The organism is Candidatus Fukatsuia endosymbiont of Tuberolachnus salignus (assembly GCF_964030845.1).
GTDB classification, from domain to species: Bacteria; Pseudomonadota; Gammaproteobacteria; order Enterobacterales; family Enterobacteriaceae; genus Fukatsuia; species Fukatsuia symbiotica.
On the sequence record NZ_OZ034983.1, the window covers coordinates 24115 to 39945 of the forward strand.

At 44.6% G+C, this 15831-nt stretch carries 16 protein-coding genes; 11 read left to right on the top strand and 5 right to left on the bottom strand.

The features are described from left to right. The first annotated feature begins 20 nt into the window (after positions 1–20). From priC to AAHH42_RS00130, 4 genes are all read left to right on the top strand, one after another. Entirely contained in the window at positions 21–557 is a 537-nt protein-coding gene (gene priC / locus AAHH42_RS00115) for a primosomal replication protein PriC (protein WP_342221450.1), read from the top strand. Positions 558–700: 143 nt separating this feature from the next. After that, positions 701–901 (top strand): pleiotropic regulatory protein RsmS, encoded by a 201-nt coding sequence (gene rsmS, locus AAHH42_RS00120; protein WP_119797681.1) that lies wholly within the window; start codon positions 701–703, stop codon positions 899–901. 484 nt (positions 902–1385) lie between these two features. Next, positions 1386–2567, top strand: a complete 1182-nt coding sequence (locus AAHH42_RS00125) for an efflux RND transporter periplasmic adaptor subunit (protein WP_072550442.1) — start codon at positions 1386–1388, stop codon at positions 2565–2567. Positions 2568–2606: 39 nt separating this feature from the next. Beyond that, positions 2607–5738 carry an efflux RND transporter permease subunit gene (locus tag AAHH42_RS00130; RefSeq protein ID WP_342221451.1) on the top strand — a complete coding sequence of 1044 codons (3132 nt, stop codon included), beginning with the start codon at positions 2607–2609 and terminating at the stop codon, positions 5736–5738. Positions 5739–5950: 212 nt separating this feature from the next. On the opposite strand, the gene AAHH42_RS00135 is transcribed toward AAHH42_RS00130, so the two are convergent. Continuing rightward, a complete protein-coding gene (locus AAHH42_RS00135) occupies positions 5951–6379 on the bottom strand; it encodes a YhbP family protein (RefSeq protein WP_072550440.1) in 429 nt (142 codons plus the stop codon). A 455-nt stretch (positions 6380–6834) separates the two neighbouring features. On the opposite strand from AAHH42_RS00135, the gene osmE reads away from it, so the two are divergent. The 6 genes from osmE to mutM all read left to right on the top strand — a co-directional run bounded on the left by osmE (position 6835) and on the right by mutM (position 10540). After that, entirely contained in the window at positions 6835–7182 is a 348-nt protein-coding gene (osmE, locus tag AAHH42_RS00140) for an osmotically-inducible lipoprotein OsmE (RefSeq protein WP_342221452.1), read from the top strand. A 280-nt stretch (positions 7183–7462) separates the two neighbouring features. Continuing rightward, positions 7463–7771: a cell division protein FtsB gene (gene ftsB / locus AAHH42_RS00145; RefSeq protein WP_072550439.1), complete on the top strand. Its 309-nt coding sequence runs from the start codon at positions 7463–7465 to the stop codon at positions 7769–7771. Further along, the gene (gene ispD, locus AAHH42_RS00150; RefSeq protein ID WP_072550438.1) at positions 7768–8490 is read left to right on the top strand and encodes a 2-C-methyl-D-erythritol 4-phosphate cytidylyltransferase; all 723 of its coding nucleotides are present in this window, start codon (positions 7768–7770) and stop codon (positions 8488–8490) included. The genes ftsB and ispD overlap by 4 nt, the downstream gene beginning before the upstream one ends. Positions 8491–8495: 5 nt before the next feature. Then, positions 8496–8972, top strand: a complete 477-nt coding sequence (gene ispF, locus AAHH42_RS00155; protein WP_072550469.1) for a 2-C-methyl-D-erythritol 2,4-cyclodiphosphate synthase — start codon at positions 8496–8498, stop codon at positions 8970–8972. Between the two features lie 19 nt (positions 8973–8991). Continuing rightward, positions 8992–9615, top strand: a complete 624-nt coding sequence (locus AAHH42_RS00160) for a protein-L-isoaspartate(D-aspartate) O-methyltransferase (protein ID WP_072550437.1) — start codon at positions 8992–8994, stop codon at positions 9613–9615. Positions 9616–9730: 115 nt separating this feature from the next. Beyond that, positions 9731–10540 (top strand): bifunctional DNA-formamidopyrimidine glycosylase/DNA-(apurinic or apyrimidinic site) lyase, encoded by an 810-nt coding sequence (gene mutM, locus AAHH42_RS00165; RefSeq protein ID WP_072550436.1) that lies wholly within the window; start codon positions 9731–9733, stop codon positions 10538–10540. 157 nt (positions 10541–10697) lie between these two features. Here mutM and coaD read toward each other — a convergent pair whose 3' ends face one another. The 4 genes from coaD to AAHH42_RS00185 form a co-directional block, all read right to left on the bottom strand. Beyond that, complete coding sequence (gene coaD, locus AAHH42_RS00170; RefSeq protein ID WP_072550435.1) at positions 10698–11180, bottom strand: pantetheine-phosphate adenylyltransferase; 483 nt, start codon at positions 11178–11180, stop codon at positions 10698–10700. 116 nt (positions 11181–11296) lie between these two features. Beyond that, a complete protein-coding gene (locus tag AAHH42_RS00175) occupies positions 11297–12076 on the bottom strand; it encodes a glycosyltransferase family 2 protein (RefSeq protein ID WP_072550434.1) in 780 nt (259 codons plus the stop codon). 23 nt (positions 12077–12099) lie between these two features. Further along, positions 12100–12923 (bottom strand): IS5 family transposase gene (locus tag AAHH42_RS00180; RefSeq protein WP_342221453.1). Its coding sequence is split into 2 segments (ribosomal slippage): positions 12100–12536 and positions 12536–12923, totalling 825 coding nucleotides; the frame shifts between segments, so codons are not numbered across the junction. 195 nt (positions 12924–13118) lie between these two features. Beyond that, positions 13119–13379 (bottom strand): hypothetical protein, encoded by a 261-nt coding sequence (locus AAHH42_RS00185; protein WP_072550613.1) that lies wholly within the window; start codon positions 13377–13379, stop codon positions 13119–13121. An 82-nt stretch (positions 13380–13461) separates the two neighbouring features. Here AAHH42_RS00185 and AAHH42_RS00190 point away from each other — a divergent pair, with 82 nt between their 5' ends. After that, positions 13462–15828 (top strand): Tex family protein, encoded by a 2367-nt coding sequence (locus tag AAHH42_RS00190; protein WP_342221454.1) that lies wholly within the window; start codon positions 13462–13464, stop codon positions 15826–15828. Positions 15829–15831 lie beyond the last annotated feature (3 nt).

The following is a 15831-nucleotide window of genomic DNA, read 5'->3' on the forward strand; positions in this document are numbered from 1 at the left end:
CTCCCAAAAGGCGAACATCAATGAAAACAGAAGAACTATTACAAGTGCTGACCAGCCAAATTGAAACCCTATCGGAAAGAATTGATCCACAGGGCAGTGTTCCTGTTCCACAAACGCGTTTCGACCACGGTTTGTTTAGTCGTCATGGTACCCGTTTGCGAGATTACTTGCTAGAAATGCGTAGCAATCTCATTCAACTGAAACAGGTTGTGGCAGAAAATCGTTTACCACAGGTGACGTTCCTAGCGGAAAAACTGGTTGCACAGGTTGCAGCATTACAGAGTGAATTGGCGACGCAAATACAGCTAAAAAAAAATCTGTTACCACAGACAATGACGCAAAATCCTTACGATAAATTGGCTGAACATCAGGGGTATGAGCGTCGTTTAATAGCAATGATAGAGGATAAAGAAAATCAATTAGCTCAACAGATCCACTCTTCAGAACAGCAGCGGATACGGAAAGAACTAGATGTGATAGAAGGTAGGTTGGCATGTTGTCGTCAAGCATTGCTTCACATTGAAAAAAATATTGAGGAACAAGAAAATGAGTTTTGAACATTTATCACATTTGTTTAATGATTCACGTTACTGCTGTACGTTATTACCTATAATAACGGTTACATTGAACATTGGCAGTGCCTTCGCTTCTTTGTTCGACATTTGTATACCGCAAACTAATAAAATTAATGTTGGCTTTTATGTTAATAGAACAGGCTTCACCTGAGTCGGTAGAGCGGGCTTCTCCAGAAATACAATTGGCGGTAGATCTGATCTATTTGCTGGAATGTAACGAAATAGCACCGGAAACAGCGTTAGCTGCTCTGACCATTGTGCGGCGAGATTGTCAAGAAAAACTGGATAGACAGCATTCTCATTCTATAATTGAGCAAATAGTCTGAGTAGGTATGATGCTGGCCATTAGAGCCTGTTCCAAATCTTTTTCGCTGTGCTCAGACGAGGAGAAAATGGGCGAAACAGTGCAGTTTGTTCTTTGACACAAAAAGGGAGTCAATGAGCATTTTTAGCTCGTTTTTGACGAATTACTTGACCAAAGAACAGCGAGCACAAAAGATTCCGAACAGGTTCCTAGAAGCTATAGTAGTGTCCGATAATATTAAGCAGAGTTTTAATTTTACACACTGATAATTGCTAAAGTATTCTATGCTTCATGGCGCCGTGGATTTTTAAAACTGGCTATCCATTAGGTTTCTTGCAAAACCGCCGTTCGTTATGCGAAGTCAAGGCGCCTTGGCGTGTAGCAACCGCAGGGGGTACCGAGAGTATATGGGGATTGCGAGTACCAGGTAACATAGGATTTACAGCGTGTGGTAGGTTTTGCAAAAGGTCTATTGATAGATAACAGATCGGATACTTGAGGCTTATATGAGTAGAACAAGAAAAACAATACCTCCGGTTGCAGTTCTGATACTGGTTAGTGGCTTGGTACTTATAGGATGTAATGATAAAGAGACTTCACAAAGTACCTCTGTACCACCGGTACCTGAAGTCGGTATCGTGACTGTACAAGCACAAGACATCAAAATGACTACCGAGCTTCCTGGTCGTACATTACCATCCCTTGTAGCTGAAGTCCGCCCTCAAGTGAGCGGTATCATCCTGAAACGTAACTATGTCGAAGGCAGCGAGGTTGCCGCTGGTACTTCGTTGTATCAGATCGATCCTGCGGTTTATCATGCTGCTTATAACAGTGCCAAAGGTGATTTGACCAAAGCACAGGCCGCTGCTGAAATCGCGCGTTTGACGGTGAATCGCTATAAGCCCCTGTTGGGCACAAATTATATCAGTAAGCAAGAGTACGATCAGGCATCTTCTTCCCTGCTGCAGGCTAATGCGGCGGTGCTCGGTGCCAAGGCGAGTCTGGAAACTGCACGCATCAATTTAGCTTATACCAAAGTGATTTCACCTATTACTGGGCGTAGTGGAAAGTCATCTGTTACAAAGGGAGCATTAGTGACCAATGGGCAGGCCACCGCTTTGACAACCATTCAGCAACTTGATCCCATGTATGTGGACGTCACACAATCGAGTGATGACTTTTTGCGTTTGAAAAAAGAGTTAGCGAACGGCGTGTTGAAACAGGAAAATGGTAAAGCCAAGGTACATCTGTTATTGGAAAATGGTAGGGAACATCCGCTAACGGGTACCCTGAAATTTTCTGATGTTACCGTCGATGAAAGTACCGGCTCCATTACGCTGCGCGCTGTTTTCCCCAATCATGATGGCTCCCTGTTGCCAGGGATGTTTGTCCGAGCACGCTTGGATGAAGGCGTAAGAGCTGATGCCTTGCTAGTACCACAACAGGGTATCACCCGTAATCCACGTGGTGACGCAACCGCAATGGTGGTAAATAAAGATGACAAAGTAGAGTTGCGTGAGCTGACAACAGCACAGGCTATTGGTGATAAGTGGTTGGTTACTGCCGGATTGCAGCCGGGCGACCGTGTCATTGTAACGGGTTTACAGAAAATTAAACCCGGTGTTGCAGTCAAAGCACAAGAAGTTAATAATTCAGCAGCCACAGCGGTTCCTAACGCCAGTGAATAAAAGACAGGTGACAGAAATTTCAATAGGAGCCGCCAGTTCATGACTAATTTCTTTATAGATCGTCCCATTTTTGCCTGGGTTATCGCCATCATGATTATGTTGGTGGGTGGGTTTGCGATAATGAAATTGCCAGTAGCGCAGTACCCAACTATTGCACCACCTTCTATTGCAATATCGACCAATTATTTGGGTGCCGATGCAGCCACGGTGCAAAGTACAGTGACACAAATTATCGAACAGAATATGAATGGTATCGATAATCTGCTGTATTTATCTTCTAGTAGTGACTATTCAGGCAACGTAGAAATCCTCCTGACATTTAAACCGGGCACCGATCCAGATATCGCACAGGTACAAGTCCAGAACAAATTACAGCTGGCTATCCCGCTGTTACCACATCAAGTACAGCAGCAAGGTGTCAGCGTCGAAAAATCTAACGATACTTACTTAATGTTTCCTAGCTTTGTTTCTGAAGATGGTTCCATGCGGCAAGAAGATATTGCTGACTACATAGCGACTAATATTAGGGATCCTATCAGTCGAATATCGGGTGTGGGTGATGCGCCTCTTTTCGGCGCACAGAACGCAATGCGTATCTGGCTGGATCCGGATAAATTAAACAGGTTTAAACTCACCTCCGTGGAGGTGATTAATGCCATTCGAGTACAAAATAGCCAGGTTGCTGCGGGGCAGCTCGGCGGTACTCCGGCAGTACCGGGTCAACAACTTAACTCTTCAATTATCGCTCAAACCCGTTTGACTTCAGCAAAAGAGTTTGGCCGGATCTTATTGAAAGTGAATACTGATGGTTCACAAGTACGCTTAGAAGATGTCGCTACCGTGGAACTGGGCTCTGAAAACTATAATGTGATTGTACGTTATAACGGCAAACCGGCGGCAAGTCTCGGTATTAAATTAGCGACCGGGGCTAACGCTTTGAAGACCGCCGCGGCAGTAAGAGCAGAATTAGACAAATTGCAGCAATTTTTTCCACAGGGTTTGAAAGTAGTTCATCCGTATGACACCACGCCATTTGTGAAAGCTTCCATTAATGAAGTGGTAAGAACACTGGTTGAGGCCATTATCCTTGTTTTCTTGGTAATGTACCTATTTTTACAAAACTTTCGAGCAACCTTGATCCCAACTATTGCGGTTCCGGTGGTATTGCTGGGCACTTTCGCTATCCTTTATTCATTCGGCTACTCGATAAATACGCTCACGATGTTTGGTGTTGTGCTGGCTATTGGCTTGTTGGTCGATGATGCCATCGTCGTGGTAGAGAACGTCGAACGCGTTATGCAAGAGGAAGGATTGTCACCAAGAGCCGCAACCAAAAAAGCGATGGGGCAGATCCAAGGCGCTTTGGTGGGAATTGCACTGGTTTTGTCTGCGGTATTTGTCCCTATGGCCTTTTTCGACGGTTCTACCGGTGCAATTTATCGGCAATTTTCGATTACTATCGTTTCTGCCATGATGCTATCGGTCTTAGTGGCGCTTATCCTGACTCCCGCTTTATGTGCAACCATGCTCAAGCCTCTCGCTAAAGGTAGCCACGGCGTAGAACGTGGTTTTTTCGGCTGGTTTAATCGTCTATTTGCCAAAAGCACGCAACATTACAGTGATAGTGTGAGTCATATTCTGCGTGGTACCGGCCGTTATTTAGTGATTTATCTGTTTATTATCATGGGTATTGTCGTGCTGCTGTTGCGTTTGCCAGCCTCTTTTCTACCAGAAGAAGACCAGGGGGTATTATTGACTCTGGCTCAACTCCCCGCGGGAGCGACACAACAACGTACTGAGAAAGTACTTGAACAAGTCACTGATTATTACCTGGCTCAAAATGCCGTTGACTCAGTTCTTACGATTAACGGTTTTGGTTCCAGTGGGCAGGGCCAAAATGTGGGTTTGGCATTTATCAGTTTGAAAGATCGGGATGAACGTCCAGGAAAAGAAAATACAGTTCATGCGGTTGTCAATCGTGCCGCTCAGGCTTTTGCAGGTATTAAAGATGGCTTGGTATTCGCCTTTAACATCCCTGCTATTGTCGAACTAGGTACCGCGACAGGTTTCGATTTTCAGCTGATTGATCAAGGGAATTTGGGGCATCAAAAACTGACGGAAGCACGTAATCAGTTATTAGCTATGGCAGCACAACATCCTGATGTGTTGGTGGCTGTCAGACCGAATGGTTTGGAAGATACACCCCAGTTCAAAATTAAGGTGGATCAGGAGAAAGCTCAGGCGCTTGGCATTAGTATCTCGGATATTAATACCACTCTCGAGTCTGCTTTAGGTGGCAGTTATGTGAACGATTTTATTGACCGTGGTCGAATCAAGAGAATTTTCGTTCAGGCCGATGCGCCATTTCGTATGTTACCAAGCGATATCGATAAGTGGTACGTGCGGAATAGCGCAGGCAAAATGGTGCCGTTCTCTGCCTTTTCAAGTACAAAGTGGGAATACGGATCTCCACGACTGGAACGCTATAATACTCGACCATCGATGCAGATTTTAGGGGAAGCCGCGCCGGGTAAAAGTAGCGGTGAAGCGATGGATCTGATGCAGGAGTTAGCAGCAAAGCTCCCCGCTGGTATAGGTTATGAATGGAGTGGGATGTCCTATCAGGAGCAACTATCGGGTAGTCAAGCCCCCGTGCTGTACGCTGTTTCTCTGGTTGTGGTATTTCTCTGTCTGGCTGCACTGTATGAAAGCTGGTCGATTCCGTTTTCAGTGATGTTAGCAGTACCGGTAGGGATTATTGGTACATTGCTGGCCACTGCTTTACGTGGATTAGACAACGATGTTTACTTTCAGGTTGGTTTACTAACGACTATTGGGTTATCTGCCAAAAATGCTATCTTGATAGTTGAATTTGCCAAAGAATTGATGGAAAAAGAAGGCAAAGGTCTGGTTGAATCGACCCTTGAAGCTGTTCGCATACGCCTCCGGCCGATTCTTATGACTTCTTTGGCTTTTATACTTGGTGTTATGCCGTTGGTTGTCAGCAGTGGTGCCGGTTCTGGTGCACAAAATGCAGTGGGTACTGGCGTGATGGGTGGTATGGTTAGCGCAACGGTATTGGCGATCTTCTTTGTGCCAGTGTTCTTCGTGGTGATCCGCCGTCATTTCAGCAAGAAAAGCGATAATGTCGATAAGATAGAGGAAAAATAACATAGCTGTGTGATGCTGAAAGCCAGTAAGTGGCTTTCAGCTTTTAGAACCTGTCCGAAATCTCTTGTGCTCGTCGTGTTTTGGTCAAGTAATTCGTCAAAAACGGGCTCCAAATGCTCATTGACTCCCTTTTGTTGACAAAGAATAAACCGCGCTTTTTCGCCCATTTTTTCCTCGTCTGAGCACAACGAAAAAGAGTTGGAACCGGCTCTTTAGCGAGCCCAGAACAATTTTTTAGCAAAGCCCAGCTCATTATTTGTCATTTTTATTTCTAACAGACGAAGTTGCCAGAGGGGTGTTACAGCCGTTTTTGCTACTGGGAAACGTTGACAATAACGTTTGCGGATGTGTTTATCTTCACTGGTTAACACGGCAATATCACCACGATATTGGATACCTTTAATCAATCTCGGGTCATCGGGTTGGTTGGCAATGGTACCAACCACCCGTGGATTGAGTTGCATTAATTCGGCGTGGCGAGTGGTCGGTTCTGTCATCAGATATAACCTCATGTCCTGTTGATCAAAGAGGTAAAAACAGTTGGCACACCACATATCGGCAGCCTGACTAGCACACAGGGTCAATACGTGCTGTTGGTCTAAAAAATCGCAAATTATTGCTAAATTTGCTGAATTTTGCATCAATACTTGCTCCGTATTATAAGAACCTATTCGAAATTTCTTGTGCGTGCCGTGTTTTGGTCAAGTAATTCTTCAAAAACGCGCTCAAAATGTTCATTGACTCCCTTTCTTATTGTATACAAAGAGTAAACTGTGCTTTTTCGCTCATTTTTTCCTCGTCAGAGCACAACGAAAAAGATTTGGAACAGGTTACAAAAAAACGTGAAAAGAAATTAATAAGCGGTCAACGAAAATCATTAAATAATGTTAGTATCCATTTTCTTATTCTATAGTTAGAGAGGCTGGAAGGTTTGTTTTTTTAACTCGACTTCTGTATAGCCTACTGCGTGATGTAAATGCGGTGTACGCGGTGCATGTACTTGTTGTGCCGTGCAGTTATTGCGCGCCGGGCGCCTTGATTTCACACCACTCGTTACGGTTTTGCAAGAAGTCTACTAAATATATCTGGATTACATATGAAGAAAGTCATGATCGTTTGCGGTGTCGTCACATTGGTCGGTTGTACTGGTTTCTCACTGATTAAAAATTTTGGTAGTGAACCTCTGGTGACTGAGGCGTCAAAAGTGGGTGCAACCAAACAACATGTTTTACAGGTAGGTGGTCAGCCTAGACAGAGTCAAACCATCCGCAATGGCAGTGGGACATGCTTTGATTACGTGTTACAGAAAGAGGGTGAATCTACACCTTTTTATGTTGCCTTCAATCCACAGGGGCTGGTCACCGCGGGCGGCTTTACTACCTGTAATAATGCGGATCAACAGGGTTTATTAAAAGCCGGCCAACCTAACCGCCAAATTTATTAATGTGTTAGAGCCTGTTCCGAATCTCTTGAGCGGCCGCTAAGACGAGGAGAGAATGGGCGAAAAAGCGCAGTTTATTCTTTGACCACCCTTCGATTTTACTACCTTTGATACAGCTTATTTATCCATTTTTTTGTCATTGGGTTTTATCCGCTATTTCGACTAATTATATGGATTTTTTGCTCAAAATCGTTCTTAATCTGCATTTTCGAGGGGATTTCGCTCTCAGAGTGGAGTCCGAGAAAAACTTGTGGGATGATTGCTCGGTTTTTAGGGGGCGAAGATGGGAAAGCTTACGCTGCTATTATTAATTTTGCTTGGCTGGCTACAATATTCACTATGGCTGGGCAAGAACGGTGTTCACGATTTTATCCGTGTCAGAAATTATGTTATGGCGCAAGAGAGCGATAACCATAAACTTAAAGTGCGTAACGATCAGCTGTTTGCGGAAATCGGTGATTTAAATATTGGTCGAGAGGCGATCGAAGAACGTGCGCGCAATGAATTGGGAATGATTAAACCCAATGAAAGTTTTTATCGTCTGGTTCCTGAACAATCAAGGAATAAGGTAAAACAAGATAATAAAAGATGAATTCTCTTTCTGAAGTGATTGCTGTACTGCCCGCTGCCGGAATTGGCAGTCGTATGCAAACTGCCTGTCCTAAGCAATATCTAATGCTTAGAGGTAAAACGATACTTGAACATGCGATTGAGATCCTGCTGTATCATCCGATTGTGCAACGTATTATTGTGGTGCTTAACCGGCAGGATGATCGATTTCACTCTTTACCGATTGCAGGTAATGCCAAAATCAGCGTAGTTCACGGTGGTGATCAGCGTGCTGATTCGGTGATGGCGGCGTTACGACATGTAGAAAAAAACGCAAAGAAATCCATGTGGGTTCTTGTCCACGATGCCGCGCGTCCTTGTTTGCATGGTGACGATTTGGATCTTTTGTTGAACATTATTGGGCACAGCAAGATCGGGGGCATATTAGCAACACCGGTACGCGACACCATGAAACGGGCTATAGCGCCTGTTGCGGCTAGGGCGACCATCGCTCACACCGTAGAGCGGCAACAGCTTTGGCATGCTCTCACGCCGCAGTTTTTCCCGTTTGAATTGTTGAAAACCTGCTTATCACGTGCTATCGATGAAAAAGCAGAGATAACGGATGAGGCTGCTGCGCTGGAATATTGTGGCTATTATCCACAATTAATCAATGGTCGATCTGATAATATTAAGGTGACATACCCAGAAGATCTGGCCTTGGCCGAATTTTATTTAACCTATAGAGATCATCAGGAGTAAAAATGATACGGGTAGGACAGGGTTTTGATGTACATAAATTTGGCGGTAAGAAGCCGTTGATGATTGGCGCTGTCGCTATTCCTTATAAACAGGGCTTATTGGCGCATTCTGACGGTGACGTATTATTGCACGCTGTTATTGATGCATTACTCGGCGCTGCTGCTCTCGGGGATATCGGTCAATTATTTCCTGATACTGATCCCTTGTTAAAAGATATCGATAGCTCTGTTTTACTACGTAAAGCTTACGATCGTGTTAGTGAAAAAGGTTATCGTCTGGCTAATATTGATGCCACCATTATTGCACAAGCACCTAAAATGGCACCTTATATTCCGCAGATGCGGGATAATCTCGCGAAGGTTCTGCAATGCCATAAGGATGATATTAGTATTAAGGCCACGACCACAGAAAAACTGGGTTTTATCGGACGTGAGGAAGGTATCGCCTGTGAAGCTATTGCCCTGTTGATTGCCTCTTGTTGATCGAAGGATAGTAAATGGAATGATAAAAAATATGCGGACTTTGCTCATGCAACTGCGCCAACAAGGTATCCGCGATGAAAGCTTATTACAAGTTATCGAAGCAGTACCACGTGAACATTTTGTCGATGAAGCGCTTGCCCACAAGGTTTATGAAAATATAGCGTTACCAATAGGCTCAGGACAAACGATCTCGCAACCTTATATGGTGGCGCTTATGACAGAATTGCTACAGTTAACCAAAACTTCACGGGTATTGGAAATTGGCACGGGCTCTGGTTATCAGACAGCAATTCTGGCGCATTTGGTGGAACATGTCTGCTCGGTTGAACGTATCAAAGGGTTACAATGGCAAGCGAAACGTCGGCTTAAACTATTGGATCTGCACAATGTTTCTACCCGCCACGGTGATGGCTGGCAAGGGTGGGCATCGCGTGCACCCTTTGATGCCATCATTGTCACCGCGGCGCCGCCAGAAATTCCACCCCTGTTATTACAGCAATTGGATGAAGAGGGGATATTAGTACTACCGGTCGGAGAGAAAAATCAAACGTTAAAAAAAGTGGTTAAGCGCCACAATAAATTTTCTATTGAGCTGATAGAAATGGTGCGTTTTGTTCCGTTGGTTAGAGGAGAGCTGGCATAATTATTGCTATTTGTCTTTTTATAGCTGCCAGAAATGCAGGATCAACAGTGATCGTTATTTAGACTACGAGAGATTTATCTATCGTTATACCTGTGGGCAAGAGAGCAGAATTGACATGCCGGAATTACCTGAAGTTGAAACCAGTCGCCGCGGGATAGAGCCGTATCTTGTCGGCCAAACAATCCTGTGTGCAATAATCAGGGACCCCCGTCTACGTTGGCCGATTTCCGATGAGATCCTCAGGCTGACTGATCAAATAGTCTTAAGTGTACAGCGTCGTGCCAAATATCTGCTGCTCGAACTGCCAGCGGGCTGGATTATTATTCATCTTGGTATGTCCGGTCGCCTGCGCGTGCTACCACAGGGGACGGCGGCCGAAAAGCATGATCACATTGATTTGGTGATAAGTAATGGCAAAATATTGCGCTATAACGATCCACGCCGTTTTGGTGCCTGGTTATGGGCTGAAAATCTCGCTAGCTGCCGTGTTTTCGCACAGTTAGGGGTAGAGCCTTTGACCACAGAATTTAACGAGCACTATCTATTTGAAAAGTCTCGAGGTAAACGTACGCTGATTAAGCCCTGGTTGATGAACAATAAAATTGTGGTGGGTGTGGGCAATATTTACGCCAGTGAATCGTTATTTTTTGCTGGGATTTTACCTGAACGTCCGGCAGGTTCATTAACGAAAAGCGAAAGCAGTCTATTGGTAAGCACTATCAAGGCGGTGTTACTCGGTTCCATCGAGCAAGGGGGAACCACGTTACGTGATTTTTTACAATCGGACGGCAAACCGGGCTATTTTGCCCAACAGTTACAGGTTTATGGTCGTGCGGGCGAACATTGTCATCAGTGTGCACATGTCATTGAAATAGCGAAACAGGGGCAACGCAGCACCTTTTTTTGTCGTCACTGCCAGCATTAGATTTCTTGCAAAACCGTGGTGAATGCTACGAAGTCAAGGCACCTGGCGCGCAGTCACTGCGCGGTATATGCGAGTACATGAGGATTGCGAGCACCAGGTAACACAGAATTTGCAGCACGTATTTACAAACACATAGGTAGGTTTCGCAAGAAGTCTATTAACGCGCCACCTTGGCTAACAAGGCTTGTGTAACGGAGGCAGGAAGAAAAGAAACGATATCGCCACCGTGGAAGGCGACTTCTTTTACCAATGCTGAAGAGATGAATGAATATTTTTCCGAGGGCAACAGGAACAGGGTTTCTAACTCTGGCATCAAATGGCGATTCATCTTTGCTAGCTGGCATTCATAGTCGAAATCTGTAGCAGAACGTAGCCCACGGATTAAGATATTGGCTTTTTTTTCTTGCGCAAAATTAACCATTAATCCATTAAAATCAATAACTTCGACATTTTTAAGAGTACGAGTGACATCTTTTGCCAGTGCAATACGCTCTTCCAGAGTAAACAGCGGCTGCTTAGTGGAACTGACAGCAATTGCCACAATAACCTTCTCGAATAGAGTGGCGGCACGTGTCACTAAATCTAGGTGTCCATTGGTGATGGGATCGAATGTACCAGGATAAATCGCTTGAGTAGTCATGATTGCTCGTTTGTTATTAGAACCTGTTCGAAATCTCTTGTGCTGGCATGTACCGCGCAGTTACTGCGTGTCGAATGCTTTGACTTCACACCACCCGTGACAGTTTTGAAAGAAGTCTATTGTTGTTTTCTTTTTTGTTGATCATGTAATGACCATAGGGTGGTGTATTTATTAAAAGTATATTGTGCATTAACGAAAGCGAGTAACAAACCTTGTTTACCATCGAGAAACCCTGCCTGTAATAACCATGTTCGACAAAAAGCGCCGATAGCATGAGCAAAAATGGTGAGATAATGACAGCTTTTGCCTTGTTGATAACGCTGAACTGCCCAGGCCTCGGCATAACTAAGTTGCTTTCGTTGAAAGGTACAAAAATCGCGACAGGTCAGATGCAGCAGATTACCGTTGAGAGGTGTTACTTCGGCGGGATCACAATTTAGTGATTCATGCACAGCGTGATCATTATACTGATAGTGTTGACGAGGATATAAACGGGTAACCTGGTCGGGATACCAACCACCATGGCGCATAAATCGCCCTAAAAAAAGGTTACGTCGGCTACAGCTATAAACTGCGTTGTTATTGGCCGTCGTGAGCACCGTTTCGATGGCGATTTTTAATTCGGGGGTCATTCTTTCATCAGCATCGATCATAAAAATATAGTCACTGGTGGCGTATTGCTGTGCTAATTGCCTCTGTTTGCCAAAACCTTGCCAATCGGTATTTGTATAGACCTTTGCACCATGATGTTGAGCTAAGAGTAGGGTATTATCCTGACTGCCTGAATCGAGCACCACTATCTCATCGGCCCAAGCAACGGAAAGTAGACAGTCAATCAATAAGGGCGCTTCATTTTTGGTGATCATCACCACAGACAAGCGTTTTTTGGTATTCATTAGACCTCTTCGGAAACTCTGATTTATCTAATTTCCATGTTATAAGTTGCTGCAATCAGATTAAATCGTAATCCAAAACGTTTTCGCCTGTTTCGATAACGATCTGATACGATTTTAAATCGTTTAATCATACCAATGACATTTTCGTTTAATACACGCTGGCTTGATAACTCACGATTGTTGCGTTTATCTTCTTTTGTTAAGGGATTTTTCTTTGTCTTTTTCTTAGGCAACGCCGAGTTTGAATGGATCTTGCCAAGCCCTTGGTAACCTGTATCTGTCACTGTTTTGATTTCAGGATGTATTCGCACGCCAGACTCTTTGAACAACCTAAAATCATGACGCCTCCCATGAGTAAAGCTTGTACAGATGACTGCTTTGCTTTTTTTATCGACGATCACTTGGGTTTTTAAGGTGGGTCGTTTCTTTTTTCCTGAGTAAAACTGCTTTTGTTTTTTTTGGGACGTTCAATCGGCGTTTCTGTGGCATCAATAAGAACGAGCTCATACTCCCTATCACTTTTTAATAAAGCTTTGCGTCCAGGGAGTGCAAAATCAGGATGCTTTATTAGCGTATTTTCTATCCATTTAATCGTTTCATAGCAGGTGCTCTCACTCACCCCATCGCTTCGGCTAACATGAAAATAAGTGCGATATTCCCGTAGATACTCAAGGGCCATTAATAAGCGATCTTCTAAACCCAGCTTGGGTTTCCGACCTCCTTTCCCTTGCTTACATTTATCTGCTTCATTCAATATCTTTATCATCTTTTCAAATGTACTGCGTTTAACTCCGGTTAAGCGCCGAAATTTTTCCTCTTCCAATACCTTTATTTGTTCATATTTCATGGGGGCTCCTTGTTCAGGAGATTTTTAACAACATTCCTACATGAATGCTATAGCAGGCGCCGTATCAGTTGATTATGAAAATCAGAAATAACATATTGATATTAATTAATATTTATTAACAAAAGTGATCACGTTACATGGCGCCTGCTATAGTTTCCGAAGAGGTCTATTGAATAAACCTTTTCGAACCGAAGATTATCCCAATGAATTTCGAGTTACGGCAAGGCGGCAATCAATCGAATCCCAGGAGTGTACAGGTAGTACATGACTGGGATGAGTGCGAGCAGCCAACGCCGCCGTAACTTGAAAGGCGAAGGGTATATGCTGTGAAGCCGAGGGACGTGGCACTTTGTGAGCGGGAGTGTACAGATTAACGATAACAACATCAATGATACCACTGGCATTTTGTCTCGGTAAGCCGTATAACGGTGGTTTGTCTTTTTTTCTATTCTTCATTAGACTTCTTGCATAACTTACTGCGTGGTGTAACTTACTGTTTTGTAAGAATTTTGTTGATTAAAATTGATAGATGATTATTATGAATGAACCCTTGATACGCATTATTGCGAACGAAATACAGGCTCGATCGGAGCAAGTTATCTCCGCTATCGCGTTGCTTGATGAAGGTAATACTGTACCTTTTATTGCGCGCTACCGTAAAGAAGCGACTGATGGTTTAGATGATAGCCAATTGCGTCAGTTGGAGACCCGTCTTAGCTATTTACGTGAATTAGAAGATCGCCGCCAGATCATCCTGAAATCTATTAGTGAACAAGGTAAGCTCACTGATCAACTGGTCACGGCTATTAATGGTTCGATCAGCAAAACTGAGTTGGAAGACTTGTATCTTCCCTACAAACCTAAACGTCGCACCCGTGGGCAAATCGCTATTGAGGCGGGCTTGGAGCCTCTGGCTGATAGTTTGTGGCATGATCCGCAACAAAACCCCGAGCAACTCGCTAGTGATTATGTGGATGCTGATAAAGGTGTGGTTGATAGTAAAGCTGCGCTGGAGGGAGCACGTTATATTTTAATGGAGCGTTTTGCCCAAGATGCCCGTTTGTTGGCAAAAGTGCGGGAATATCTGTGGAAAAATGCACATTTGGTCGCCAAAGTAATAGCCGGTAAGGAACAGGAAGGCGCCAAATTCCGTGATTATTTCGATCACCATGAACCTATTGCGGGAGTGCCATCCCACCGTGCGTTGGCAATGTTCCGCGGTCGTAATGAAGGCGTACTGCAACTGGCGTTAGATGCTGATCCGCAATTTACCACAGATATGGTTGGTCGTACTGTGCAAGAAAGCCAAGGTGAGCGGATCATTACCCATCATTTGGATCTGCGCCTGAATAATGCTCCGGCTGATGCCTGGCGCAAAACGGTTGTTAACTGGACTTGGCGCATCAAAGTATTGCTCCACCTAGAAACAGAGCTGATGAGTAGGTTACGGGAGCAAGCTGAAGAGGAAGCTATCAAAGTATTTGCCCGCAATATGCAAGATTTGCTGATGGCAGCGCCTGCCGGCATGCGAACTACTATGGGCCTGGATCCGGGTCTACGTACTGGTGTTAAAGTAGCGGTGGTTGATGCCACGGGTAAATTGGTGGCGACCGATACTGTTTATCCGCATACGGGTCAAACAGCAAAAGCCGCTGCCAGCGTAGCGGCTTTGTGTATCAAACATCAGGTTGACTTAGTCGCCATTGGCAATGGTACCGCTTCGCGCGAGACTGAGCGTTTTTACAATAGGTTGCAAAAAGACCACGCGGCGGTGACTGCTCAAAAAGTAATAGTCAGCGAAGCAGGTGCTTCGGTGTATTCAGCATCAGAACTGGCAGCGCTAGAATTCCCCGATCTTGATGTTGCTATCCGTGGTGCTGTCTCTATTGCCCGTCGTTTGCAGGATCCCTTGGCTGAATTGGTAAAAATCGATCCAAAATCCATCGGTGTCGGTCAGTATCAACATGATGTCAGCCAAAGCCAACTGGCGAAAAAACTGGATACTGTAGTAGAAGACTGTGTCAATGCTGTGGGCGTTGATCTGAATACGGCATCGGTACCGCTCCTGACCCGCGTGGCGGGCCTGAGCAAGATCATGGCACAGAATATTGTCAACTGGCGTAACGAGCATGGTCGCTTTCGTAATCGACAGCAATTGCTGACGGTGGCTCGTCTTGGACCTAAAGCGTTTGAGCAGTGTGCAGGTTTTTTACGTATTAATCATGGCGACAATCCGCTCGATGCTTCGACAGTACACCCGGAGACGTATCCAGTAGTACAACGTATTTTGACAGTTACTCAACAGATGTTGCCTGATCTAATGGGTAATGCCCGCATCTTGCGTAATCTACATGTTTGCGATTTTGTCACTGAGCGTTTTGGCGTACCTACTGTTACCGATATTCTGAGGGAACTAGAGAAACCAGGTCGTGATCCGCGCCCTGAGTTTAAAACGGCTACCTTTACGGAGGGTGTTGAAACCCTTGACGATCTCTATCCTGCGATGATCCTGGAAGGCACTGTTACTAACGTGACTAATTTTGGTGCTTTTGTGGATATTGGCGTGCATCAAGATGGTTTGGTGCACATTTCCTCATTGGCAGATAAATTTGTTGATGATCCTCATAAAGTGGTCAAAACTGGTGATATTGTCAAAGTCAAGGTGATGGAAATCGATATACAACGTAAACGCATCGCTTTGACGATGCGTTTGAATGAGCAGCCAGGGGACACGTCCGCCCGTCGTGGTGCCAGCAACGGTGACGACAATAAAAATCGCCAGGCTAATCGTAATAATCTACCTGGCAAACATACCACTAAAAATAAAATAGATAACTCAACAACAGGTAACAGCGCCATGAGTGATGCTCTGGCACTAGCCTTAGGCAAACTCCGTGCACCTTGACTC